Source organism: Nonomuraea longispora, assembly GCF_004348345.1.
In the GTDB taxonomy this organism is placed as follows: domain Bacteria; phylum Actinomycetota; class Actinomycetes; order Streptosporangiales; family Streptosporangiaceae; genus Nonomuraea; species Nonomuraea longispora.
The window spans coordinates 1-19533 of the sequence record NZ_SMJZ01000174.1; the positions used below are offsets into that span (position 1 = coordinate 1).

Annotated in this window: 19 protein-coding genes, 2 rRNA genes and 3 pseudogenes; 9 read left to right on the plus strand and 15 right to left on the minus strand. The window is 70.6% G+C overall.

The features are described 5' to 3' along the window. From murJ to E1267_RS33375, 8 genes are all read right to left on the minus strand, one after another. Window positions 1-1454, minus strand: a 1454-nt coding sequence (gene murJ, locus E1267_RS33340; RefSeq protein WP_132338537.1) for a murein biosynthesis integral membrane protein MurJ, incomplete at its 3' end; no start/stop codon positions are given. Between the two features lie 66 nt (window positions 1455-1520). Then, complete coding sequence (locus E1267_RS33345; RefSeq protein WP_132338539.1) at window positions 1521-2384, minus strand: MraY family glycosyltransferase; 864 nt, start codon at window positions 2382-2384, stop codon at window positions 1521-1523. 1 nt (window position 2385) lies between these two features. Next, on the minus strand, window positions 2386-3366 hold the full coding sequence (locus E1267_RS33350; RefSeq protein ID WP_132338541.1) for a copper transporter: 981 nt from the start codon (window positions 3364-3366) through the stop codon (window positions 2386-2388). Beyond that, complete coding sequence (gene steA, locus E1267_RS33355; protein WP_425465110.1) at window positions 3363-4538, minus strand: putative cytokinetic ring protein SteA; 1176 nt, start codon at window positions 4536-4538, stop codon at window positions 3363-3365. The genes E1267_RS33350 and steA overlap by 4 nt, the downstream gene beginning before the upstream one ends. Before the next feature lie 94 nt (window positions 4539-4632). Then, window positions 4633-6342, minus strand: coding sequence for a DNA repair protein RecN (gene recN / locus E1267_RS33360; RefSeq protein ID WP_132338543.1), 1710 nt, complete (start codon window positions 6340-6342; stop codon window positions 4633-4635). A 156-nt stretch (window positions 6343-6498) separates the two neighbouring features. Then, entirely contained in the window at window positions 6499-7398 is a 900-nt protein-coding gene (locus E1267_RS33365) for an NAD kinase (protein ID WP_132338545.1), read from the minus strand. Next, complete coding sequence (locus E1267_RS33370) at window positions 7395-8207, minus strand: TlyA family RNA methyltransferase (protein ID WP_132338547.1); 813 nt, start codon at window positions 8205-8207, stop codon at window positions 7395-7397. Before E1267_RS33370 ends, E1267_RS33365 begins: the two co-directional genes overlap by 4 nt. After that, window positions 8204-8464, minus strand: coding sequence for a hypothetical protein (locus tag E1267_RS33375; protein ID WP_132338549.1), 261 nt, complete (start codon window positions 8462-8464; stop codon window positions 8204-8206). Before E1267_RS33375 ends, E1267_RS33370 begins: the two co-directional genes overlap by 4 nt. A gap of 115 nt (window positions 8465-8579) precedes the next feature. Between E1267_RS33375 and E1267_RS33380 the strand changes: the two genes are divergently transcribed. The 4 genes and pseudogenes from E1267_RS33380 (at window position 8580) to E1267_RS46805 (ending at window position 9637) form a co-directional block, all read left to right on the plus strand. Next, entirely contained in the window at window positions 8580-8936 is a 357-nt protein-coding gene (locus E1267_RS33380; RefSeq protein WP_425465108.1) for an SCP2 sterol-binding domain-containing protein, read from the plus strand. 70 nt (window positions 8937-9006) lie between these two features. After that, window positions 9007-9204, plus strand: a pseudogene (locus E1267_RS45880) (ATP-binding cassette domain-containing protein); the annotation flags it as partial. 106 nt (window positions 9205-9310) lie between these two features. Beyond that, a pseudogene (locus tag E1267_RS48095) lies at window positions 9311-9451 on the plus strand (hypothetical protein); the annotation flags it as partial. A 12-nt stretch (window positions 9452-9463) separates the two neighbouring features. Continuing rightward, window positions 9464-9637: a hypothetical protein gene (locus E1267_RS46805; protein WP_246064419.1), complete on the plus strand. Its 174-nt coding sequence runs from the start codon at window positions 9464-9466 to the stop codon at window positions 9635-9637. Between the two features lie 22 nt (window positions 9638-9659). Here the strand turns inward: E1267_RS46805 and E1267_RS33390 are convergent, their stop codons facing one another. Next, on the minus strand, window positions 9660-10631 hold the full coding sequence (locus E1267_RS33390; protein WP_132338553.1) for an HAD-IIA family hydrolase: 972 nt from the start codon (window positions 10629-10631) through the stop codon (window positions 9660-9662). Between the two features lie 72 nt (window positions 10632-10703). On the opposite strand from E1267_RS33390, the pseudogene E1267_RS48100 reads away from it, so the two are divergent. After that, window positions 10704-11057: pseudogene (locus tag E1267_RS48100) on the plus strand (TipAS antibiotic-recognition domain-containing protein); the annotation flags it as partial. 177 nt (window positions 11058-11234) lie between these two features. Here the strand turns inward: E1267_RS48100 and E1267_RS33400 are convergent. Then, window positions 11235-11657, minus strand: a complete 423-nt coding sequence (locus tag E1267_RS33400; protein WP_132338557.1) for a tetratricopeptide repeat protein — start codon at window positions 11655-11657, stop codon at window positions 11235-11237. 120 nt (window positions 11658-11777) lie between these two features. Here E1267_RS33400 and E1267_RS46810 point away from each other — a divergent pair, with 120 nt between their 5' ends. After that, complete coding sequence (locus tag E1267_RS46810; RefSeq protein ID WP_425465109.1) at window positions 11778-13490, plus strand: DUF1015 family protein; 1713 nt, start codon at window positions 11778-11780, stop codon at window positions 13488-13490. Between the two features lie 72 nt (window positions 13491-13562). Here E1267_RS46810 and E1267_RS33415 read toward each other — a convergent pair whose 3' ends face one another. Next, window positions 13563-14144, minus strand: coding sequence for a histidine phosphatase family protein (locus E1267_RS33415; protein WP_132338559.1), 582 nt, complete (start codon window positions 14142-14144; stop codon window positions 13563-13565). Between the two features lie 288 nt (window positions 14145-14432). After that, a complete protein-coding gene (locus tag E1267_RS33420; protein ID WP_342774921.1) occupies window positions 14433-14888 on the minus strand; it encodes a single-stranded DNA-binding protein in 456 nt (151 codons plus the stop codon). 75 nt (window positions 14889-14963) lie between these two features. Between E1267_RS33420 and E1267_RS33425 the strand changes: the two genes are divergently transcribed. Then, window positions 14964-15890 carry an MBL fold metallo-hydrolase gene (locus E1267_RS33425; protein WP_181957878.1) on the plus strand — a complete coding sequence of 309 codons (927 nt, stop codon included), beginning with the start codon at window positions 14964-14966 and terminating at the stop codon, window positions 15888-15890. 95 nt (window positions 15891-15985) lie between these two features. Here E1267_RS33425 and E1267_RS33430 read toward each other — a convergent pair whose 3' ends face one another. Next, window positions 15986-17131, minus strand: coding sequence for a hypothetical protein (locus E1267_RS33430; RefSeq protein ID WP_246064417.1), 1146 nt, complete (start codon window positions 17129-17131; stop codon window positions 15986-15988). A gap of 3 nt (window positions 17132-17134) precedes the next feature. Here E1267_RS33430 and E1267_RS44835 point away from each other — a divergent pair, with 3 nt between their 5' ends. Next, window positions 17135-18226, plus strand: coding sequence for a hypothetical protein (locus tag E1267_RS44835; protein WP_165959941.1), 1092 nt, complete (start codon window positions 17135-17137; stop codon window positions 18224-18226). A 128-nt stretch (window positions 18227-18354) separates the two neighbouring features. Then, entirely contained in the window at window positions 18355-19101 is a 747-nt protein-coding gene (locus E1267_RS33435) for an SAM-dependent methyltransferase (RefSeq protein WP_132338565.1), read from the plus strand. Window positions 19102-19154: 53 nt separating this feature from the next. Here E1267_RS33435 and rrf read toward each other — a convergent pair. Both rrf and E1267_RS33445 read right to left on the minus strand, forming a co-directional pair. Beyond that, window positions 19155-19271: ribosomal RNA gene (gene rrf / locus E1267_RS33440) — 5S ribosomal RNA — on the minus strand. Window positions 19272-19412: 141 nt separating this feature from the next. Continuing rightward, a 23S ribosomal RNA gene (locus E1267_RS33445) occupies window positions 19413-19533 on the minus strand; the annotation flags it as partial.

Below are 19533 nucleotides of genomic sequence, written 5' to 3' on the forward strand. Positions count from 1 at the left end.
GCCAGGTAGCCCAGCGTCCCTCCGGCGGCGGCGCCTCCCACGGCCCGAAGAAGCCCCGCCACGGCGCCGCGTCCTCGGGCCTGTACGACTGAGACCAGCAGCAGCGCCCCGCCCACGCTCATGCCCACGCTCATGCCGAGCGCCATCCCGCCGATCTTCCACCCTTCGGGCAGCAGCAGCACGAAGACGGCCTGCGCGGCCATCACCACCACCCATCCCGCCACGGTCCCGGTGGCGGCGGCCCGGCCGCAGCCGGCCGCGTAGAGCACCCGGCCGGCGTGCGCGATGAGCCCGTATCCGACCAGCCCGGGCGCGAACAGCGCGATCGCGGCGGCCAGTTGAGGCGCGGGCACCTCGCTCATGGTCCCGAGGAACACCACGGCCCCCGGCCCTGACGCGGCGGCCAGCACCCCGGCGGCCAGGCCGGACACCAGCACCACGGCCCGCGTCGTGCGCGCGGCCAGCGCCGCGAACGCCTCCGGCTCGCCCGCCTGCGCGGCCAACCGGGGGAACGCGCTGGTCGCGATGGGCACGGCCAGCACGGCATAGGGCATCAGGTAGATCGCCCACGCGTAGTTGTAGACGGTGATGGCGCCGTTGCCGATCGCGTTGTTCGACAGCAGCAGCACCACGATCATGGCCGCCTGCTGGGCGAGGAGGGTCGCGATCCCGGCCAGGGCGAGCCTGCGCACCTGCACGGCCACACCGTCGGGGAAACGTAAGGTGGGCCGCCACCGCAGGCCCAGGCGGGCCACGGGGCCCGCCACGGCCAGCACCAGGGACAGCACCCCGAGGCTCGTGCCCACCGACAGCGCGAGCTCGGCCGCCGACGGCACCTCGGCGGGATCGCGCACCCCGCCGCTGAGCGGCACGAACAGCAGGTAGGCGACGATGACCACGATGCTGGAGACCAGAGGCGCGACCGCGGGCCCGGCGAAACGTTTGTGCGACTGCAGCACACCGTAGAGCACGACGGCGACGCCGTAGAGGGGGATCTGCGGGGCGAAGACGACCAGCATGCGCGTGGCGATGGCCGTCACCGCGCCGGCGTCGGGGCAGTTGTCGATGACGTCGCCGAAGAACAGCCCGGTGATCGGCTCGGCGAGCAGCGCGGTGAGCACGCCCAGCGGCACGAGCACGACGACCACCCACGTCAGCAGCGCCGAGCTGACCCACCCCGCCCGCTCGCCGGGGCCGTCGCCCTCGGCGCCGTCACGCCCGGCCGCCCCCGCGAGGACGGGAACGACCATCCCCGCCAGGGCGCCGCCGACGACCACCTCGAACACGATGTTGGGAATCTGGTTGGCCGTCATGTAGGCGGTGGACAGGCAGTTGGTGCCGACCGTCTGCGCGAAGGCATATTGTTTGCCGAAACCGGCGATGCGTGCCAGCACCGTGAGCGCCCCGATGAGCAGGGCACCGCCGGCCACACCCCGCGCCGTCACCACCCGCACGCCGCCTCCCCGCGCACGATCATGCTTACGCAGACATCCTGGCAGGTCGTACCGACAGAAGGCGGATCACGCGGGGCCGACGGGACGGCGGCCCATCATGTCGAGGCGGTTGAGCACCGGGTTGCCCGCGATGACCTTGGTGAAACTGATCTTCTCGGCGGCCGCGGTCAAGGCCACGACGGTGCCGAGCAGCACGTAGCGGCCGGACCTGCCGAGCTTGGTCACCGCCGCGAGCCCGAGCAGCGCGCCCAGGGAGTTGGCGCCCGCGTCGCCGAGCATCGCGCGCTCGCCGAGGTCGTCGGGCAGCAGCGCGGCCGCGGCCCCGAGCGGGACGGCGCTCAGCGCCGCGACGGCGGGCGAGCCACGCAGGACGGAGACGGCGAGCAGCGGCCCGCCGGCGAGCAGGCCGACCTTGATGGCGCGGCCCGGGCGCAGATCGAAGAGGTTGGCGAGGTTGGCGGCGCCTGCGATGGTCGCGCCGTTGACCAGGGTGTCGGCGGGGCCCTTGGAGACGAGGGCGGCCGCGCCGAGGCCGGTGGCGCCGATGCCGAGGATCTTGACGGCGCCGCTGGTGACCTCACCGCGGGCGAGCGCGCTCAGGTGCCCTTTGAAACCCTTGGAGGCCGTGGTGCCGTAGAGGTCGTCGTAGGCGCCGAGCGCCCCGCTGCCGCCTCCGGCGAGCAGCGCGGCGGCGCGTACGCGGCCGGGAACGCCGGGCGTGAAGGCGGCGGCGGCTCCCGCGCCGGCGACGAAGGCGGGGCCTTCCAGCAGGGTGATGGGCTCGCCGCGGTGGTTCTTCCGTGTCCACCGGCCGCTCGGCTCGGCCGGCCGGTTGCGGGTGAAGGCGGCATAGGCGGCGCGGGCGGCGGCGGCGCCGATCGCGGCGCCGGCTAGGGCGTAGAGCAGGCCACGGGCCCTGCTGGCAGGCATGTCAGCTCCCTGACTCGCTGGTGGGGGTGGGGGTGGCGGACGTCACCGCCGGCATGGGGGACGACGCGCCGATGCCCACGCCGTAGTGTCCGGAGCGCCCGGCCAGCTGCTCCTGCAACGACTGTACGATCACGACGCGGCCCATGGGCATGTCGGCCGAGTCGACGGTGGTGACGCGCTTGGCGATGTCGCTGTCGTCGCGGGTGTGGCCGATCGGGTCACCGGGGACGGCGGTGAGGGCTGCCGGGCCTCCGGCGAGCACCGTGCCGTTGCCACCCACGTCGAACCCGTCGGCCATCGAGGCGATCGCACCGGCCTGGGTCTCGGCGTTCTCCCCTTCGTACGGCTTCTCCGGCGCGAGCACCACCGTGAGCGTGGCCCGCTTGCCGGGGTCGCCGTCGAGGGTGAGCAGCCCGCCGGTCTCGAAGGCGCTCAGCACCTCGGTGGTGGCGGCGTTGGGGGTGCCGACCTGGGAGGAGTCGGTGGTGACCAGGGCGGCGGAGAGCAGCGTGGCGGCGCGGTCCCAGGCGGTGGCGGTTTCGGCGAAGACCATGTTGGCCGGTTTGAGCTGGTTGACCAGGCCGTCGAGCACGCCGGCGCCCTTGGGGTCGAGGAACTTCTCCGTCAACGTGACGCGCCCGGAGATCTCCGCGCCCGCCTCGCCGAGCACCTGCTGCGCCGCCTCACGGATCGTCGTGCTGGAGCCCGGCGTCTCGATGAGGAGCACGCTCTGCCCGGCCAGGTCACCTGCCACAATGTCGGGCGTCATGGAGGTGAGGAGTGCGTCGTTGGCGGCCTCGCGGCCCTGCAGCGTGTCGATCTGCCCGCGCAGCTCCTCCTTGGTCTTGGTGAGTGCGGCGGTCATCTCCTGCGCCGACTTGACCGCGGGCTCCTGCAAGAGCGTGGTGCCCAGCACGATGCCCACCGCCAGGGCCAGGAAGACGGCGACGATGGAGACGAGGTGGTAGCGAAAATCGATCACGAGAAGAGTCCGACCAGCCAGAAGATGAACGCGTTCCAGGCGTCTTGCAGGCCGTTCAGCCAGGTCTGGCCGATCGGCGAGAGGGAGAGCGCGACCCCCATGGTGATCAACGCGGTGATCACCAGCAGGAGGAGCTGCGGGGTGGTGATGCGGCTGCGGTAGAGCCTGCTCACGCCTTTGGCGTCGATGAGCTTGCTGCCGATGATCAGGCGGGTGAGGAAGGTGCTGGCCATGCCGGGCCGGCCCTTGTCGAGGAACTCCTCCAGCGTGCCGTGGGTGCCGACCGCGACGATCAGCTCGGCGCCCTTGTCGTCGGCCAGGAGCATCGCGATGTCCTCGCTGGTGCCGGTGGCGGGGAAGATCACGGCTTCGCGGCCGAGCTGGTGGACGCGCTCCAGACCGGGGGCCCGGCCGTCGCGGTAGGCGTGCACGACGAGCTCGGCGCCGCAGGTCAGGGCCTTGGTGGAGACCGAGTCGAAGTCGCCGACGATCACGTCGGGCTGGTAGCCGGCGTCCAGCAGCGCGTCTGCGCCGCCGTCGACTCCCACGAGCACCGGACGGTACTCGCGGATGTAGGGCCGCAGCGTGGCGATGTCTTCCTTGTAGTGGTAGCCGCGCACCACGATGAGGACGTGCCGGCCCTCCATGGAGGTGCGGATCTCCGGCACGCCGACGCCCTCGATGAGGAGCCTGCCCTCACCGCGTACATATTCCATGGTGTTGACGGCGAACGCCTCGATCTGGACGGCCAGCCCCGCGCGCGCCTCGGCCATGGCGGCCTCGACCGTCTCGATGCTCTGCTCGTCACCTTTGCCGACGATGTCGTCGTCGAGGTAGACCGCGCCGTCGCAGACCCGGACGACGTCGCCGTCCTTGATCCGCTCGAACAACTCCCGGTTGGCGTTGTCGATGAACGACACGCCCGCTTCCAGCAGAATCTGAGGCCCCAGGTTGGGGTAACGGCCGCTGATGCCGGCGGCAGTGTTGACCACGGCCGCGGCCCCGCACGCGACAAGAGCCTCCGCGCTGACCCGGTCTACGTCGACATGATCGATGATCGCAATTTCCCCCGGCTGGAGGCGTTTGGTGAGCCTCTTGGTCCGCCGGTCGATTCTCGCCACTGCCGTAACACCGGGAAGGCTCTCGGCCTTCCAACCACGGAGGCCCGGCATCCTGCTCCCCGGAACCTTCATCATGACCATCCTGCCAGAGAGAAACGGCGCAAGGGCCATGCATGACGCGGCGTGTCCACTATGTCGCCCAGAGTCACCTGTCCGCCGCTGCCAGCCCCAGCAGTTCCTCGGCGTGCGCCCGGCCCAGCTCGGAGTCCTCGAGACCGGCCAGCATGCGGGACAGCTCACGCACGCGTCCCTCGTGGTCGAGGGCCACGACGCCGCTGCGCACGACGCTGCCGTCGCCGGCCTTCTCAACCACGAGATGCTGGTCGGCGAAGGCCGCCACCTGCGGCAGGTGGGTGACCACGATCACCTGGGCGGTCCGGGCGAGCCGGGCGAGGCGGCGCCCGATCTCGACCGCTGCCTTGCCGCCGACGCCCGCGTCGACCTCGTCGAACACGAACGTCGGCACCGGGTCGGCACCGGCGAACACCACCTCGATCGCGAGCATCACCCGGCTCAGCTCGCCGCCGGAGGCTCCCTTGTTGAGCGGCAGCGGCGGCGCGGCCGGATGGGCGGCCATCCGCAGCTCCGCCTCGTCGCGGCCCTCGGGACCGAACTCCTCGCTCTGGCCGAGCTGGACGACGACCTTGGCGTGCGGCATGGCCAGCGCCGTCAGTTCCTCGGTCACGGCCTGGCCGAACCGCTCCGCGGCCGCCTCGCGCACCTTGGTGAGCTCGGCCGCCAGCTCGGTGAGCCGGGCGGTCAGCTCGTCGTATTCGCGGGTCAGCTCGTCGATGCGCTCGTCGTCGCCTTCCAGCTCGGACAGGCGGCCGGCGGCCTGCTGCGCCCAGGCCAGCACCCCGGCGCTGTCCTCGCCGTACTTGCGGATCAGGCCGGACAGCACCGACCGGCGTTCCTGTACCGCCGCCAGCCGCGTGGGGTCCGCCTCGATCGACTCCGCGTACGCCGCCAGATCGGTGGCCACGTCGGAGATCAGGTAGCCGGCCTCGGCCAGCCGGTCGGCGACACCGGCGAGCTGGGCGTCGAAGTCGCGCACCGCCTCGACCGCCGACTTCGCCTCGCCGAGCAGCGAGATCACGTCGTGCGGGCCTCCCGCGGCCTCCATCGGGTCGCCGAGCAACGCCGTGTGCGCCGTGGTCGCGGCGCTGCGCAGCGCGTCGGCGTGCGAGAGCCGCTCCTCCTCGCCGCGCAGCTCTGCGTCCTCGCCCGGCTTTGGGTCGACCTTCTCGATCTCCTCCAGGCCGAATCGGAGCATGTCGGCCTCCTGCGCCCGCTCCCTGGCTCTTGTGGTCAGCTCCTCCAGCAGCGCGGTGACCTTCTTGTGCCGTTTGTACGCCTGCGTGTAGGCCCGCAGCGGCTTGACCAGTTCGTCGCCCGCGTAACGGTCGAGCGCCGCGCGCTGCCGGGTCGCCTGGAGCAGCCGCTGCTGGTCCATCTGCCCGTGCACCGCCACCAGGTCGTCGGCGAGGTAGGTCAGGGTGCCGACGGGCACCGTGCGCCCGCCCAGCCAGGCCCTGGACCTGCCCTCCGCGGAGACGGCCCGCGAGATGATCAGCGTGCCGTCCTCGACCTCGCCGCCGATGTCCTCGACCTGCTGGGCGACGTGGCCGCCCTGCTCGACGACGAGGGTCCCCTCGACGGTCGCCTTGTCGGCGCCCGGCCGGATGCGCGAAGGATCTGCCCGGCCGCCGAACAGCAGGCCGAGCCCGGTGACGACCATCGTCTTGCCCGCGCCGGTCTCGCCGGTGACCACGTTGAAGCCCGGCGAGAGCTCGAGAACGGCCTCATCGATGACGCCGAGCCCCTGGATGCGGACCTCCTCGACCCTTGGTCGCACTGCCCACTCCCGTTCACTGCCCTGTCTGATGGTCACCCGGATCGCCTCCGGAAGCCGGCAGCGGCTGCCGGCTCTGGACCGCTGGACCGCTGGGGGGCGGCCCACCATGCCCACGTGCGTGTCCACGTGATCCTACGCGCTCTGCCCTCCATCCACTCAGGGTCGGACCCTTCCGCGCCAGCCCTGCACGGGAAGCTCGAACTTGGCCACCAGCCGGTCGGTGAAGGGGGCCCCGGTGCTCTCCACGCCGTGCAGACGTGCCAGGCGTACGGGCTCGGCGCCCCTGCGGACCTCCACCCGCGTGCCCGGCGGCAGCTCGAACCTGCGGCGGCCGTCGCACCACAGGACCCCGCACGGCGTGTCGGGCAGGATCTCCACGGCCAGCGTGGAGCGCGGCGAGATGACCAGCGGCTTGGCGAACAGCGCGTGGGCGCTGATGGGCACCATGAGCAGCGCCTCCACCTCCGGCCACACGATGGGGCCGCCGGCGGAGAAGGCGTAGGCGGTGGAGCCCGTCGGGGTGGCGCAGATCACGCCGTCGCAGCCCCACCTGGACAGCGGCCGGCCGTCGATCTCGGCGACGACCTCGAGCAGGCGCTCCTGCTTCTCGACGGTGACCTCGTTGAGCGCCCAGGTGTCGGCCAGCACCTGCCCGTTCATCCTGGCGACGACGTCGACCGTCATGCGCTCCTCGACGTCGTAGCGCCCCGCCACGACGCTGTCGACGGCCGTGGCCAGGTCGGCCACCTCCGCCTCCGCCAGGAAGCCGACGTGCCCGAGGTTGACCCCCAGCAGCGGCGTGCCGGCCGGCCGGGCCAGCTCCGCCGCGCGCAGCAGCGTACCGTCGCCGCCGAGCACGATCATGACCTCGGCCTCCTTGGCCGCGCCCGGGTCGCAGGGCACGGCCTCCACCCTGGCGCTGCCGATCTCGCCGGCCTCGCTGTCGAGCACCATGACGGTGATGTCGGCGTCGATCAGCCGGTCGACGACCAGGCGCGCGCTCTCGACCGCGGCGTCACGCCCGGTGTGTACGGCGACCAGCACGGTCCGGTTCATTGCGGCCCTTCCTCGACGGCCCGCTGGATCTCTGCGTCGAGGTCGGCGACCGGCGGCTCGCCTTCCCCTTTGCCCAGCCAGAGGAGATATTCCACATTTCCCGACGGCCCCGGCAGCGGACTCGCGGTCACGCCGCGTACGGTCAGCCCCAGGTCCTGAGCCCGGGCGGCGGCGTCGCGCACGGCACTAACCCGCAACACGGGATCGCGCACCACGCCACCCGCCCCGACTCGGTCCTTGCCCACTTCGAACTGCGGTTTGACGAGCATCACGAAGTCGGCTCGCGGCGCGGCCACCTCGACCAGGGCGGGCAGCACGATCCGCAGCGAGATGAAGGACAGGTCTCCCACGATCAGCGTGGGCGGCTCGCCGGCCATGCCGGGGGTGAGGTCGCGCACGTTGACGCGCTCCATCACCGTGACCCGCTCGTCGGTGCGCAGGGACCAGGCCAGCTGGCCGTACCCGACATCGACGGCCACCACGTGTGCGGCCCCGCGACGCAGCAGCACGTCGGTGAACCCGCCGGTGGACGCGCCCGCGTCGAGACAGCGGCGGCCTTCGACCGTCAGGCGCTCGAACGCCTCCAGCGCGCCGAGCAGTTTGTGCGCTCCTCGCGAAACGTAGTCGGGCCCGTCGTCCGAGGCGGCCACGACGATGGCGGAGGCGGTGTCGACCTGGGTGGCCGCCTTGCCGGCCCGGCGGCCACCGACGGTGACCCGGCCGGCCTCGATGAGCTGGGTGGCCTGCTCGCGCGACCTGGCCAGCCCTCGGCGCACCAGCTCGCTGTCGAGGCGGATCCTGCGGCTCACCGCTGGCCCGCGGGCCGCTCACCGGCGCCCTGCCCGCCCATAACGTGCCCGCCCGCAACGTGTCGACCTGCAAGAGCCTGCCCGTCCGGAGCCTGCCCGCCCGAGTCGTCAACGGCCGCCAGCACGCTCTCCAGTCCGGAGAACGCCTCGTCGAAGATCGCCACGTGCTCGCTCGCCGGCTGCTCGCCCAGACGGCCGAGCCCGGCCACGATGGCGTCGACCCGCTCGTCGCCTGTCCCTTCCGGCAGCTCACTCATGTCTCGACGTTAACGCCTCCGGCGGGCGCCCGGGACCTTGGCGGGCCCGTCAGTCGTTGAAGGTCGTACGAGGTGCTACTGATGTGGAACGCTACCGTCCGCGAAGGAAGAAGGGATGCGCATCATGGCAAGCGTCGAGGAGTGCCGGGCGGCACTGGCCAAGCTCGTCGACCAGTTCGACGAGATCGACGAGGCCGACCGTGCCAAGCACGTCGTCGAGCGCACGGTCAGCTGCCGGGTCTCCGACCTCGACGTGACCTTCTACGGTCGCCTGACGCACGGGGGGCTCGACCCGTTCGCCGAGACGCCTCCGGCCGGCGGCAAGCCGGCCGACGTCAAGCTCACGATCGTGAGCGACGACCTGATCGCGCTGGTCGACGGGGAGCTCGACCTGGCGCGCGCGCTGCTCGGGGGGCGGGTGAAAGTCGACGCCAGCTTCGGCGACCTGCTGCGGCTGCGCAAGCTGATCTGAGGGGCTGTCGACTCGCACGGGCCCCGAGCCATTAATGGCCTCGCTAACTGTTATGCGATGGCGTGAAGTGATGACTGCGATCATCCAGACCGAGGGCCTGCGCCGTGCCTTCGGCGACCACCACGCCGTCGACGGGCTGGACCTGGCGGTGGCTCCCGGCGAGATCTTCGGGCTGCTCGGCCCCAACGGCGCGGGCAGGACCACCACGATCAAGATGTTGTCCACGCTGCTCCCGCCGAGCGCGGGCGCGGCGCGAGTGTGCGGGTTCGACGTGGTGACGGAGGCGGCAGCCGTACGCCGCCGCATCGGCTACGTGATGCAGCAGGTCTCACCCGGCGACGGCCCTGCTGACGCTGGCGCTCACCGCCGCGGCGATGGCCCTGGCCTGCTCGGTGCCCTCCCACGGCACGTTCTTCGCGGTCACGGGGTTCGCCACGCTGCCCCTGCTGTTCATGAGCAACGCGTTCGTGCCGCTGTCGGCCATGCCGGCGTGGATGCCGGCGTGGATGCCGGCGTGGATGGAGCTCGTGGCAAGGGTCAACCCGCTCACCTACGCCATCGAGGCCATCCGGCTGCTGGTGCTGCGGGGCTGGAGCGGCGGCGTGCCGGTGTCGCTCGCGGCGCTGGTCGTGGCCTGCGCCCTGCTCCTCACCGTGGGCGGCTGGCAGTTCGCCCGCCAGACCGCTGAACGGATCGCATGAGCCTCTGAAGGCGCCGGCGCCGCTATCCGACCCGGTCCAGTACGGGCTTGACGGCGCCCTCCTCGATCTGCCCGTCGCCGGCCGCGGACCAGGCGGCGTCGCAGGCGGCACGGAGCCCGTCGATGCGGTCGCCGTCACCGTCGAGGCACAACACGCCGTCGCGCCACCGGGCCCGCCACCCACCGCAGGAACCGTCGCGCACCTCGGGATAGGGCCGCAGCAGCGCCCTCAGGTCCTGCCCGACGTACGTGGGCCGGTGCCGGGGCGCCGCCGTCAGCACCTCGACCGGCGTGGCCACCCCCGTCAGCACCAGCAGGCTCTCGACCCCGGCGTTGGAGGCGCCCTCGATGTCGGTGTCGAGCCGGTCGCCCACCACCAGAGGCCGCCGGGTTCCCGTACGCAGCATCGACTCCCGGTGCAGCGGCGGGTCCGGCTTGCCCGCGTACACCGGCTCCACCCCCGTGGCGGCGGCGATCACCCGGACCATCGACCCGTTGCCCGGCAGTTCCCCGCGGCCCGTGGGCATGGTGCTGTCGCGGTTGGAGGCCACGAAGAGCGCCCCCCGCCGCACGGCGAGCGTCCCCTCCGCCAGCAGCTCGTACGACAGACCTGGCGCTATCCCCTGCACCACGGCGGCGGGGGACTCGGCGGCGGCGGACACGGGCCGCAGCCCCTGCTCCCGTACGGCCAGCCGCAGCCCCGACCCGCCGACCACCAGCACGTTCGAACCCGGCGAAACGCGCTCCGCGACCAGCCGGGCGGCCGCCTGAGCCGACGTGACCACGTCGGAGGCCGTGGCGGGCGCGCCGAGTTCACGCAGGTGCGCGGCGATGGCCGCCGGCGTCCGGGAGGCGTTGTTGGTCACGTACGCCAGCCGCACTCCTCTGCGCCGGGCCTCCTCCAGCGCCGCCGGGGCGCCCGGGACCGCGTGGCCGCCCAGGTAGACCACGCCGTCGAGGTCGAGCAGCAGGGTGTCATAGCCGTCGATCAGCACAGCGCCCCTTCCGGATTGACTCTCACGCCGCGTGAGACTTTAGCGTCGCCGTCGTACGCACCTGCGGAAGGGATGGACCTTGTCCTCGAACTTGAACCTCACCCTCGAGGAACGCACCGAACTGTTCGGCGATTTCCGTCCGGAGGAGCACGCGGGGAGGCCGGGCGCCGCTGGGGTGGCACCCAGGCACGGAACGACGCGCAACGACGCGCCGCCTCGCGCTCCAAGGAGGACTGGAAACGCGTCGTGGCCGAGGCGGCAGGCGTCTACGCCCGCATGGCCGACGTCATGCGGACGGGCGCGCCGGCGGACGGCGAGCCCGCCATGGACCTGGCCGAGGAGCACCGCGCTCACCTGACCCGCTGGCGCTACGACTGCACCTATGAGACGGACCACCGCTTCACCGCCTCCATCGACGGGACGGCGCCGGGGCTGGCGGGCCTACCTCCGGACGGCCGTCGCCGCCAACGCCACCCGCCACGACGCGTGATCCGTGACCGGGGACACCTGGTGGTCCGGCGCACGTCACCGAGCCGGCCGCCCGTCCGGGACGTCTCGCCCTCGAAACGCTCACCCGTCGCAGCCCGAGTGGCGGTCCTGCCGCTACATCTCGCGGCGTGCGCGCAAGGTCGCCCGGACACTCTTCAACGCGGAAACGTAATGCCGTTCGTCGGGCCGCATGGCGACCGCGATGGCCAGCGGTTCCTGTGCGCCTTCCACGTCCCCGGTCCGCCACAAGGACAATCCGAGACCGAAGTAGGCGTAATCCTCGGCCGGATTGGCGTCCACGATCTGGCGGAAACTGACCGCCGCCTCAGCGTATTGGCGGGAATTGAACTGCGCCCTGGCCAGCGCCTCCAGAATGCTGCGTGATTCCGGCTCGGCCGCGGCGGCCCTCTCCAGCAAGGCCGCCGCGGCCGCCGGGCTGCCGTCCTTCAACAAGCGCACCCCACGCTGATACCAGTCGTAAACACCGCCCTCAGGAGCTCCCCAGCTCCCGTCATGAACGTTGTCACTCTGACCCATACGTGAGGACTCCTTCATCGCTGGATGTTGATCACCGTCCCGCCCTGCTGCGGAACGGAACCGACCGCAACCCCGGGGCGACTTCCGGACGGCGTAGACATTTATGGGACCATGCCCGGTATGGGGACTCCTGAACTGCCGGTGCCTGATGGACTGGTGCTGCGGCCCTTCCGTGGCGTGCGTTTCGCTGTCGACGATCCCGCCAAGGTGACCTCTCCGCCGTACGACCTGATCTCCGACGCAGACGTGGACACGCTGCTCGACTCCCACCCCAACAACGTCGTACGGCTCATCCTTCCCTGCTCGTCCCCCGGTCACCCGTCCTCCGCCGACGTCCCCGCGCCCCCATCCGCCGACGACGTTCCTGCCCGCTCCGGCACAGCGCGCGGCGGACAGCCCGGTGCCGCGCCGGACGCGCAGGCCCAGGAGCCGCTCGAATCGCGGTACACCGAGGCGAGGAACACGCTGAGGGCGTGGCTGGACACGGGCGTGCTTGTGGCCGACGACGTGCCGGCGCTCTACGTCTACGAGCAGAGCGGCGCGGAGGTGCTGCAGCGGGGCCTCATCGGCGACGTGGGCCTGACCGACCCGGACCAGCGCATCATCCTCCCGCACGAGGACGTCATGCCGGGGCCCGTCGCCGACCGGCTCGCTCTGATGAGCACCACTCAGGCCAACCTCGAACCCATCTTCCTCCTCTACGACGGCGCGAACGGCACCGCCAGCCGCCTGGTCGACGAGGTGACCCGGTATCGGCAGCCCCTCGTGTCGGCCCGCACGGAGGACGGCCTCACCCACCGTCTGTGGGCCATCACGGATCCGGAGGAGCTCGCCGCGATCAACGCCGACCTCCATGACCGGCAGGCCCTGATCGCCGACGGACACCACAGGTATGCGACCTATCGCGTGCTCCAGCGTCAGGAACATGAAACACGCCGCCGGACCGGCCCGGCCGGCACGCGGGCCTCCGGCAGTGACCAGCGAGCCACCCCACCGACCACCCCGGACACCCGGCCGGCGCCCCCGACGACGTACGAAGCAGCCGGTCCCACGCCGCAACGTACCGGCGCAGCCGGGCCACGCCGTCCAGGCCCGCAGCCAACCCACTCGGCAGGCGAGCCACAACGTCCGGACCCCGAACGGGCCGACCTGGCGTCGCGACACGGCGACAGCGCCGGAGCCGGGCGACCCGGATCCGCGCAACAGGACGACGGCGCCGGGACAGGGCAGGACGCTCCCGCGGCGGGAGCGGGTCGTTCGACGGCGGGTCCGTGGGATTTCGGGCTGGCCCTGCTCGTCGACAGCTCCGCGTACCCGCCCGACCTGAAGGCGATCCACCGCGTGATTCCCGGTCTTCCTCTGGACGAGGCGGCCGCCAGGGCGAAGGGGTCGTGGCGGGTCCACGACTATGACGACCTGACGCTGGGCCTGGCGGCGCTCGATGAGGCGGCGGAGCCGGCGTTCCTGCTGGCCGGTGAGGGCGGTGCGCACCTGCTCACCGATCCCGACCCGGTGCAGCTCGCCCATGCGATGCCGCCCGAGCGCTCCGACCGCTGGAGCAGCCTCAACACGTCCGTCCTGTCCGAGTTCGTCATGCCCAAGGTGTGGGGCATGCGTGACGACGAGCGGGCCGTGCGCATCGTGCATCACGACGCGCGAGCCGCGGTGCGGCTGGCCGCCCGCTCCGGTGGCACCGCCGTGATCCTCAAACCGCTCAAGGCCGAGGAGGTGCTTGCCGTCGCCGCCGGCGGCGAACGGGTGCCCCGCAAGAGCACCTCCTTCGGCCCGAAGCCCAGAACCGGTCTGGTCCTCCGCACGTTCGCGATCGACTGAGGCGTCCCGTCGTGGCGACGTGATGCTCGGCAGCACGTCACCCCCTTGGCCATCGAAGCCGCCAGGCAGAGGTCAGCCGGTTGCGGCGGAGGAGAGATGGCGGATGTCACCGAGGTGCACGACCGTGCGATTGTGAAAACAGTCGTCTTCGCGCAGTGTGGTGATGCTGCCGGACGGCGCCAGGAAACTGGCATGGCCGACCGCCCTGATCGGCATTTTGATCCAGGACGCCACGACGAACGTCAAAGAACCACCGTGCGTCACGATGATCTGGTTGTCGCAGGGCCGCTGCACGATCTGGTCCATGGCCGCGTAGATGCGCCGCGCCAGCGCCGCCTTGGTCTCGGCGCCCGCCACGCCCTCGTCGTGTTCTAACCGCTCCCCGGCAGCCGGTGGCGGCTGGACCGACGATTCATGTATTGCTTTCACGCCGAACAACTCGGCGACTTTCTCGGCCGTCTGCCGGGTGCGCCGCAGATCCGAGGAGAACAGCTCCACCTCGGCCCCGGCCGGGATCCGGGCTCGCAGCGCTTCGGCGATCGAGGCCGCCGCGCGGTGGCCGGCCGGCGTCAGCTGGGAATCATGCCAGCCGCCGACGACCCCCTCGACATGGTGCGTCGCCTCCGGATGAGTGACGACGTAAACGGTGCGCACGAGTGAGTCCTTCCTGTGGGTGACTGCCGTGGAGGTGATCTCAGAAGAGGGTTCACGAGCTGTCCGAACTGGCTGATCACAGCTCTGCTGCCGCCATGACCACGGACTGTCTGCGGCGGCGCATCCTCACGACGTGCAGAAGCGCCGCCGGTTGGCGGCTGTACGGACGTTGCCCGCGCCCGGCAAGATCGTCGCAAGCCCCGGCGAGGCCGGCGCGTGCACGGACAACCGGGCGATCCGGCCAGTCGTGCGTGCACGCGCCCCTGTGGCACGGGCGAGCGGCCGAGGTCAGGCGGCTCGTGCCAGGTAGGCCACCTGCCTGGGGATCAGGGCGGTGACATTCCCCTCGGAGCCGGCGGACGGGTCGGGGGCCGGGGCGTCGGGTTCGGTCAGCTCGGCCTCGAAGGGTTTGGCGGAGCTCACCTCCACCTCGTACCTCCAGACCTTGGCCGCGGACGGCCCGAAGACCCGGCAGCGGAACGACCCCGCCACCTCGATGCAGTCGCGAGGTTTGAGGGTGCGAACTATGGCGGCGACCTCCGGGTTGAAGGTGACACACGGGATGCTGTCCGTCAGGGCGGCTCCGCGCCTGTGCCGTCGGCGGCGCACGATGACGCGCCACTTCGTCACGGTGTCGCCGCTCGGCAACGCGTGCTCCTCGGCCGCCGCTGACAGCCTTCCCACCAGCAAGACCTCATTGCGGTCCACTGTCTTCCTCCCCTGTCGGTGCTCTGGTGAGATCACTATCTACGATGAGGAGAAAGCCGGACCGGCTGGAATGCCGTTCTGGGGATAACGGCAGAACGTGCGGGAGCGCCTGTGGACAACATCACCGCTCTGGGCGGCGACGTCTATGAGATCGACACCAGGATGGCGGGTTATTCGGGCATCACGGCCGGTTATCTCATCCTGGGTGACCGGCCGTGCCTGGTGGAGACGGGCACCTCGACGTCCGCTCCGGTGGTGCGTGACGCGCTCGCGTCGCTCGGCGTCGGACCGGAGGACCTGGCCACCGTCGTGGTGACCCACATCCACCTGGATCATGCGGGAGGCGTGGGAGACATCGCCAGGTTCTTCCCCTCCGCGCAGGTCGTCGTTCACGAGAAGGGAGCCCGGCACCTCGCCGATCCCACCCGGTTGATGGCCAGTGCGCGCATGGTCTGGGGCGACCGGCTCGACACACTGTTCGGCGAGCTGTCCCCCACCGAGGCCGAGCGTATCGTCGCACTCGGCGACACCGGCGCCATCGACCTGGGCAACGGGCGTACTCTGAGCAGCCACTACTCGCCCGGCCACGCCAAGCACCACGTGGGCCTGGTCGACTCCGCCACCGGGGATCTGTACGTCGGCGACGCCGCAGGAGTCTACTTGCCGGAGACGGGCGATCTGCGCCCCGCGACGCCTCCGCCGGACTTCGACCTGCAGACGGCACTCGACTCGATCGCCCTGTTCGGGGCGCTTGGGCCGCAACGCCTGCTGTTCAGCCACTACGGGCCGGTCGACGCCGTCCAGGAGACTTTGGAGCGGTCTGCGGAGGAGCTCCGCATCTGGGTCGATCTCACCCAGCAGGCCCGTTCGGAGGGCATGGACCTCGACCACGCCGTCGCCATGGTCAGAGACCGCACCAAGGAGCGCTACACCGCGCTGAAGGCCGACGACCCGACGGCTGAGCACTTCGAACTGCTGAGCGGAGCACCCTCGAACGTGGCGGGCATCCTCCACTGGCTCGACCGCGTCTCACCGTGACGGACGACCGTTTCGGGTGACACGGCCGTACAGGCAGACCCTCGAACGCGACACCCCGCCGCCACGATCAGTGGCGGCGGGGTGTCCTGCCTGCGTCAGTCGTCCGTCTTGGGACGGTCCGCGGTGGGCTCGCCGAGCGCGTCACCGAAATCGGGCTCGATGAACGCCGGGGTGATGCCCGGGGTTTCGCCATGCTCCTTGGCCTCGGGAGCATCCGGCCGGTCGGCCGCGCGATCCTGCGTGCGCTCGTCCTGCTCCGCTTCGTGGTGACGAACGGCCGGCTGCTCATCAGGAACACCCGGCTTCTCCGCCTGGACACGCGGGTCCTCGTCCGGAACCTGAGGGCTCTCGGTCGGGGCCTCCCTGTCCGCTCCGTCGGTGTCCTGAGCTTCGACGTCTCGGGCTCCCGCATCCGGGTCCTCGGGATCCGCGACATCGGCCTTCCGCACCTCAGCGTCCTGGACGTCAGCATCCTGGACGTCGCCGCCGTGAACGCCCACGGAAGCTTGTTGCGGCTCAGCCGCGTCCTGGGAACCCGAACCCTGGTCATCGGGTACGTCCGCCCGCTCCGGCACGTCGACGACCCGGCCCTCATGCGCCTCCATCCCCAGGAGGTCACCGGTAGCAAGGTCGTCGGTATAGGAGGCGTCGTCGTCGAAGTCCTCCTCGAGGTCCTCGATGACGGACCCGGTCAGCTCCGCGTACCGTTCTGCCGCGTCTGTCTCGCCGTCCTCGTCGAACGCCATCGCCCTCCCGAACCAGTCGGTGGCCGCCTCCTGGTGACCGGCGTCGGCCAGTGCGTCCGCGTAGGCGAACGCCAGCCGGGCCGACCACGGCTTGGGTTGCGGGTCGCGCAGCTCGGGCAGGCGCTGCAGCGTGATCACGGCGGCGTCGTGCTGGCCCAGGTCGCGCCGGGCCCCGGACTCGACGATGGTCAGCTCGATGCGCCCGGCCCTGTCGAGACGTTCGGCTTCTGGCGAGCGTACGAGGTCGATGGCCCTTTCCGGACGGCCGAGGCCGCGCTCGCAGTCGGCAATGACCGCCAGGTACACGTCCGAGCCCGTCATCCGCCTGGCGGCCCGCAGATCGCTCAGCGCCTCGGAGAAGTGGCCCGCGCGGTAGGCGACGATGCCCGCGGCCTCGCGTACGACACCGATACGCGCCGCGAACCTGCGCGCGACCTTCGTGTGCTCATGTGCACGGTCGGGGTCGTCGTCCTCCAGCGCGCGCTCGGCGGCCACCAGGTGCCGACCGACCAGGTCGGCGAGGTCACCGGGCAGCGACCGCAGTTCTTCCAGGACCTCCTTGTCGAGCTCGTCCGCGGTGATGTCGGGCTCGACCTCGGGCAGCCGCTCGCGCTGCGGCGCCTCGGCCTCGCGATCGGGCCTGCCGTATCTGGCGCGGGATCCGGCACTCTCCTCGCGGTCGTCCCGGGAGAACGGCCGGCCTTCGCGAGAGCCACTGTCACGACGGTCCCCGTAACCGCCCTCACGCCGCTCGCCATAACCGCCGCCGCGACGCGGGCCGCGATCGTCCCGATCCCGGAACGGACGGCGGCCGTCATCCTCACGACGAGGACCACGATCGTAACCACCCTCACGACGCGGACCACGATCACTGTCACGACGAGAACCGTAACCGCCCTCACGCCGCTCACCAGAGCCACCCTCACGACGAGGACCACGGTCGAATCCGCCCTCACGACGCGGACCACCATCACTGCCCCGGCCGGCGCCGAATCCACCTTCCCGCCGCGGGCCGCGATCGTCCCGATCCCGGAACGGACGACGGCCATCGTCATCACGACGCGGACCCCGATCATCCCGATCCCGGAACGAACGCCGCTCACCACCCCGGAACCCACGATCATCACCCTCACGACGAGGACCACGATCGTAACCACCCTCACGACGCGGACCACGATCACTGTCACGACGAGAACCGTAACCGCCCTCACGCCGCTCACCAGAGCCACCCTCACGGCGGGGGCCGCGGTCGTCTCTGTCCCGGTAGGTACGGCGATCGTCGCCTTCACGGCGCGGACCGCGGGGCTCACGGTAGCCCTCGTCCCGTCGAGGTCCTCTGTCTCCCCGGTTGCCGGAGCGCGACCTGTCGTCGGAACGGAACGGACGGTCGCCTGCGGAGTCGCGCCCGCGAGAGCCGTGGCCGCCGCTCCGGCCGCCTCCGCCGGAGGGCCGGTCTTCGTTGTCTTCGCGGCCGCGCTGTCCGCCGTCCGATCCGTTATCTCTGTTCACTTCTGGTCCATTCGTTGGCTCACCCGGCGGACTCACAACAACGGTCTACCGGGGCTGGTCGCCGCCCGCCCTCGGGCCTGACGCGACGAAGGCCACCTGTGGGGTGGCCCGGTCCTCCCAGCCTAGCAAGGCCTGACACGTCCATGAGCCTGTAGACAACCCATTTAATGATTGGACCGGAAATCGCCTGGTCGGCGAGACTGTCCACCATGTCACTTCGCTTCCATGAAATAGCCGAGCAGAACCACCTCACGCTCAATCCCTTGACCGACGAAAAGCTGGACCTGCTGGGCCGGATCTGCCGTATCGCTCCCGGTTCCCGGCAACTCGACCTCGCCTGTGGAAAGGGCGAGCTGCTTTCTCGGTGGGCGGCCGATTATGGCGTCCAGGGCGTGGGCGTGGACATCAGCAAGGTATTTCTGGAAGCAGCCAGAGTGCGCGCCGTCGAACTCGGCGTAGCCGATCAAGTCGCTCTGGTGGAAGCCGATGCAGCCACGTACGAAGACACCCCCGAGTCGTTTGACATCGTGTCCTGCATCGGCGCTACCTGGATCGGGAACGGCCTTCAGGGCACACTTTCCCTGATGCGCAGGCATCTGCGCCAGAGCGGCATCGCCTTGGTCGGTGAATGCTTCTGGACAACGCCGCCTCCACAGGAGGCGTACGAGGCGCTCGGCATAGCGAACAGCCTGTTCACGTCGCTGGCCGGCACCGCGGACCGCATCGAGGACTCGGGCTTCGAACTGCTGGAGATGGTGCTGTCCGACCAGGACGGCTGGGACAGGTACGTGGCCAGCCAATGGTGGACCATCAGCGACTGGCTGCGCGACAATCCCGACGATCCCGACGCCCCGGCCCTACGCGATTTCCTCACCAGGGCGCGCCGCTCGCATCTCGAATACGGGCGCCATTATCTGGGCTGGGGAGTTTTCATCATCCGTCCGCAGATGGTGTGAGTCGGGAACGCAGAAAGGGCCCCGACACAGTCGGAGCCCTTTCGTGAACGATTGTCCGGCGGCGACCTACTCTCCCACACCCTCCCGAGTGCAGTACCATCGGCGCAGAGAAGCTTAACTTCCGGGTTCGGAATGTAACCGGGTGTTTCCTTCCCGCCATAACCGCCGTAACCCCATGAAACCGCCAAGCGTAACCGCTTGCTGTCTCAGAATTGCCTAGTGGACGCGAGCAAGAATCTTACTTTGGTGTGGCGCAGCTCCGGACCCGGCGAAGAGTAACAGAGCGCTGCACACACCAAAGAATATGCTTTGTGGTCAAGTCCTCGGCCTATTAGTACCGGTCAGCTCCACACGTTACCATGCTTCCACACCCGGCCTATCAACCCGGTCGTCTACCGGGAGCCTTAACCCCTCACAGGGTGGGAGACCTCA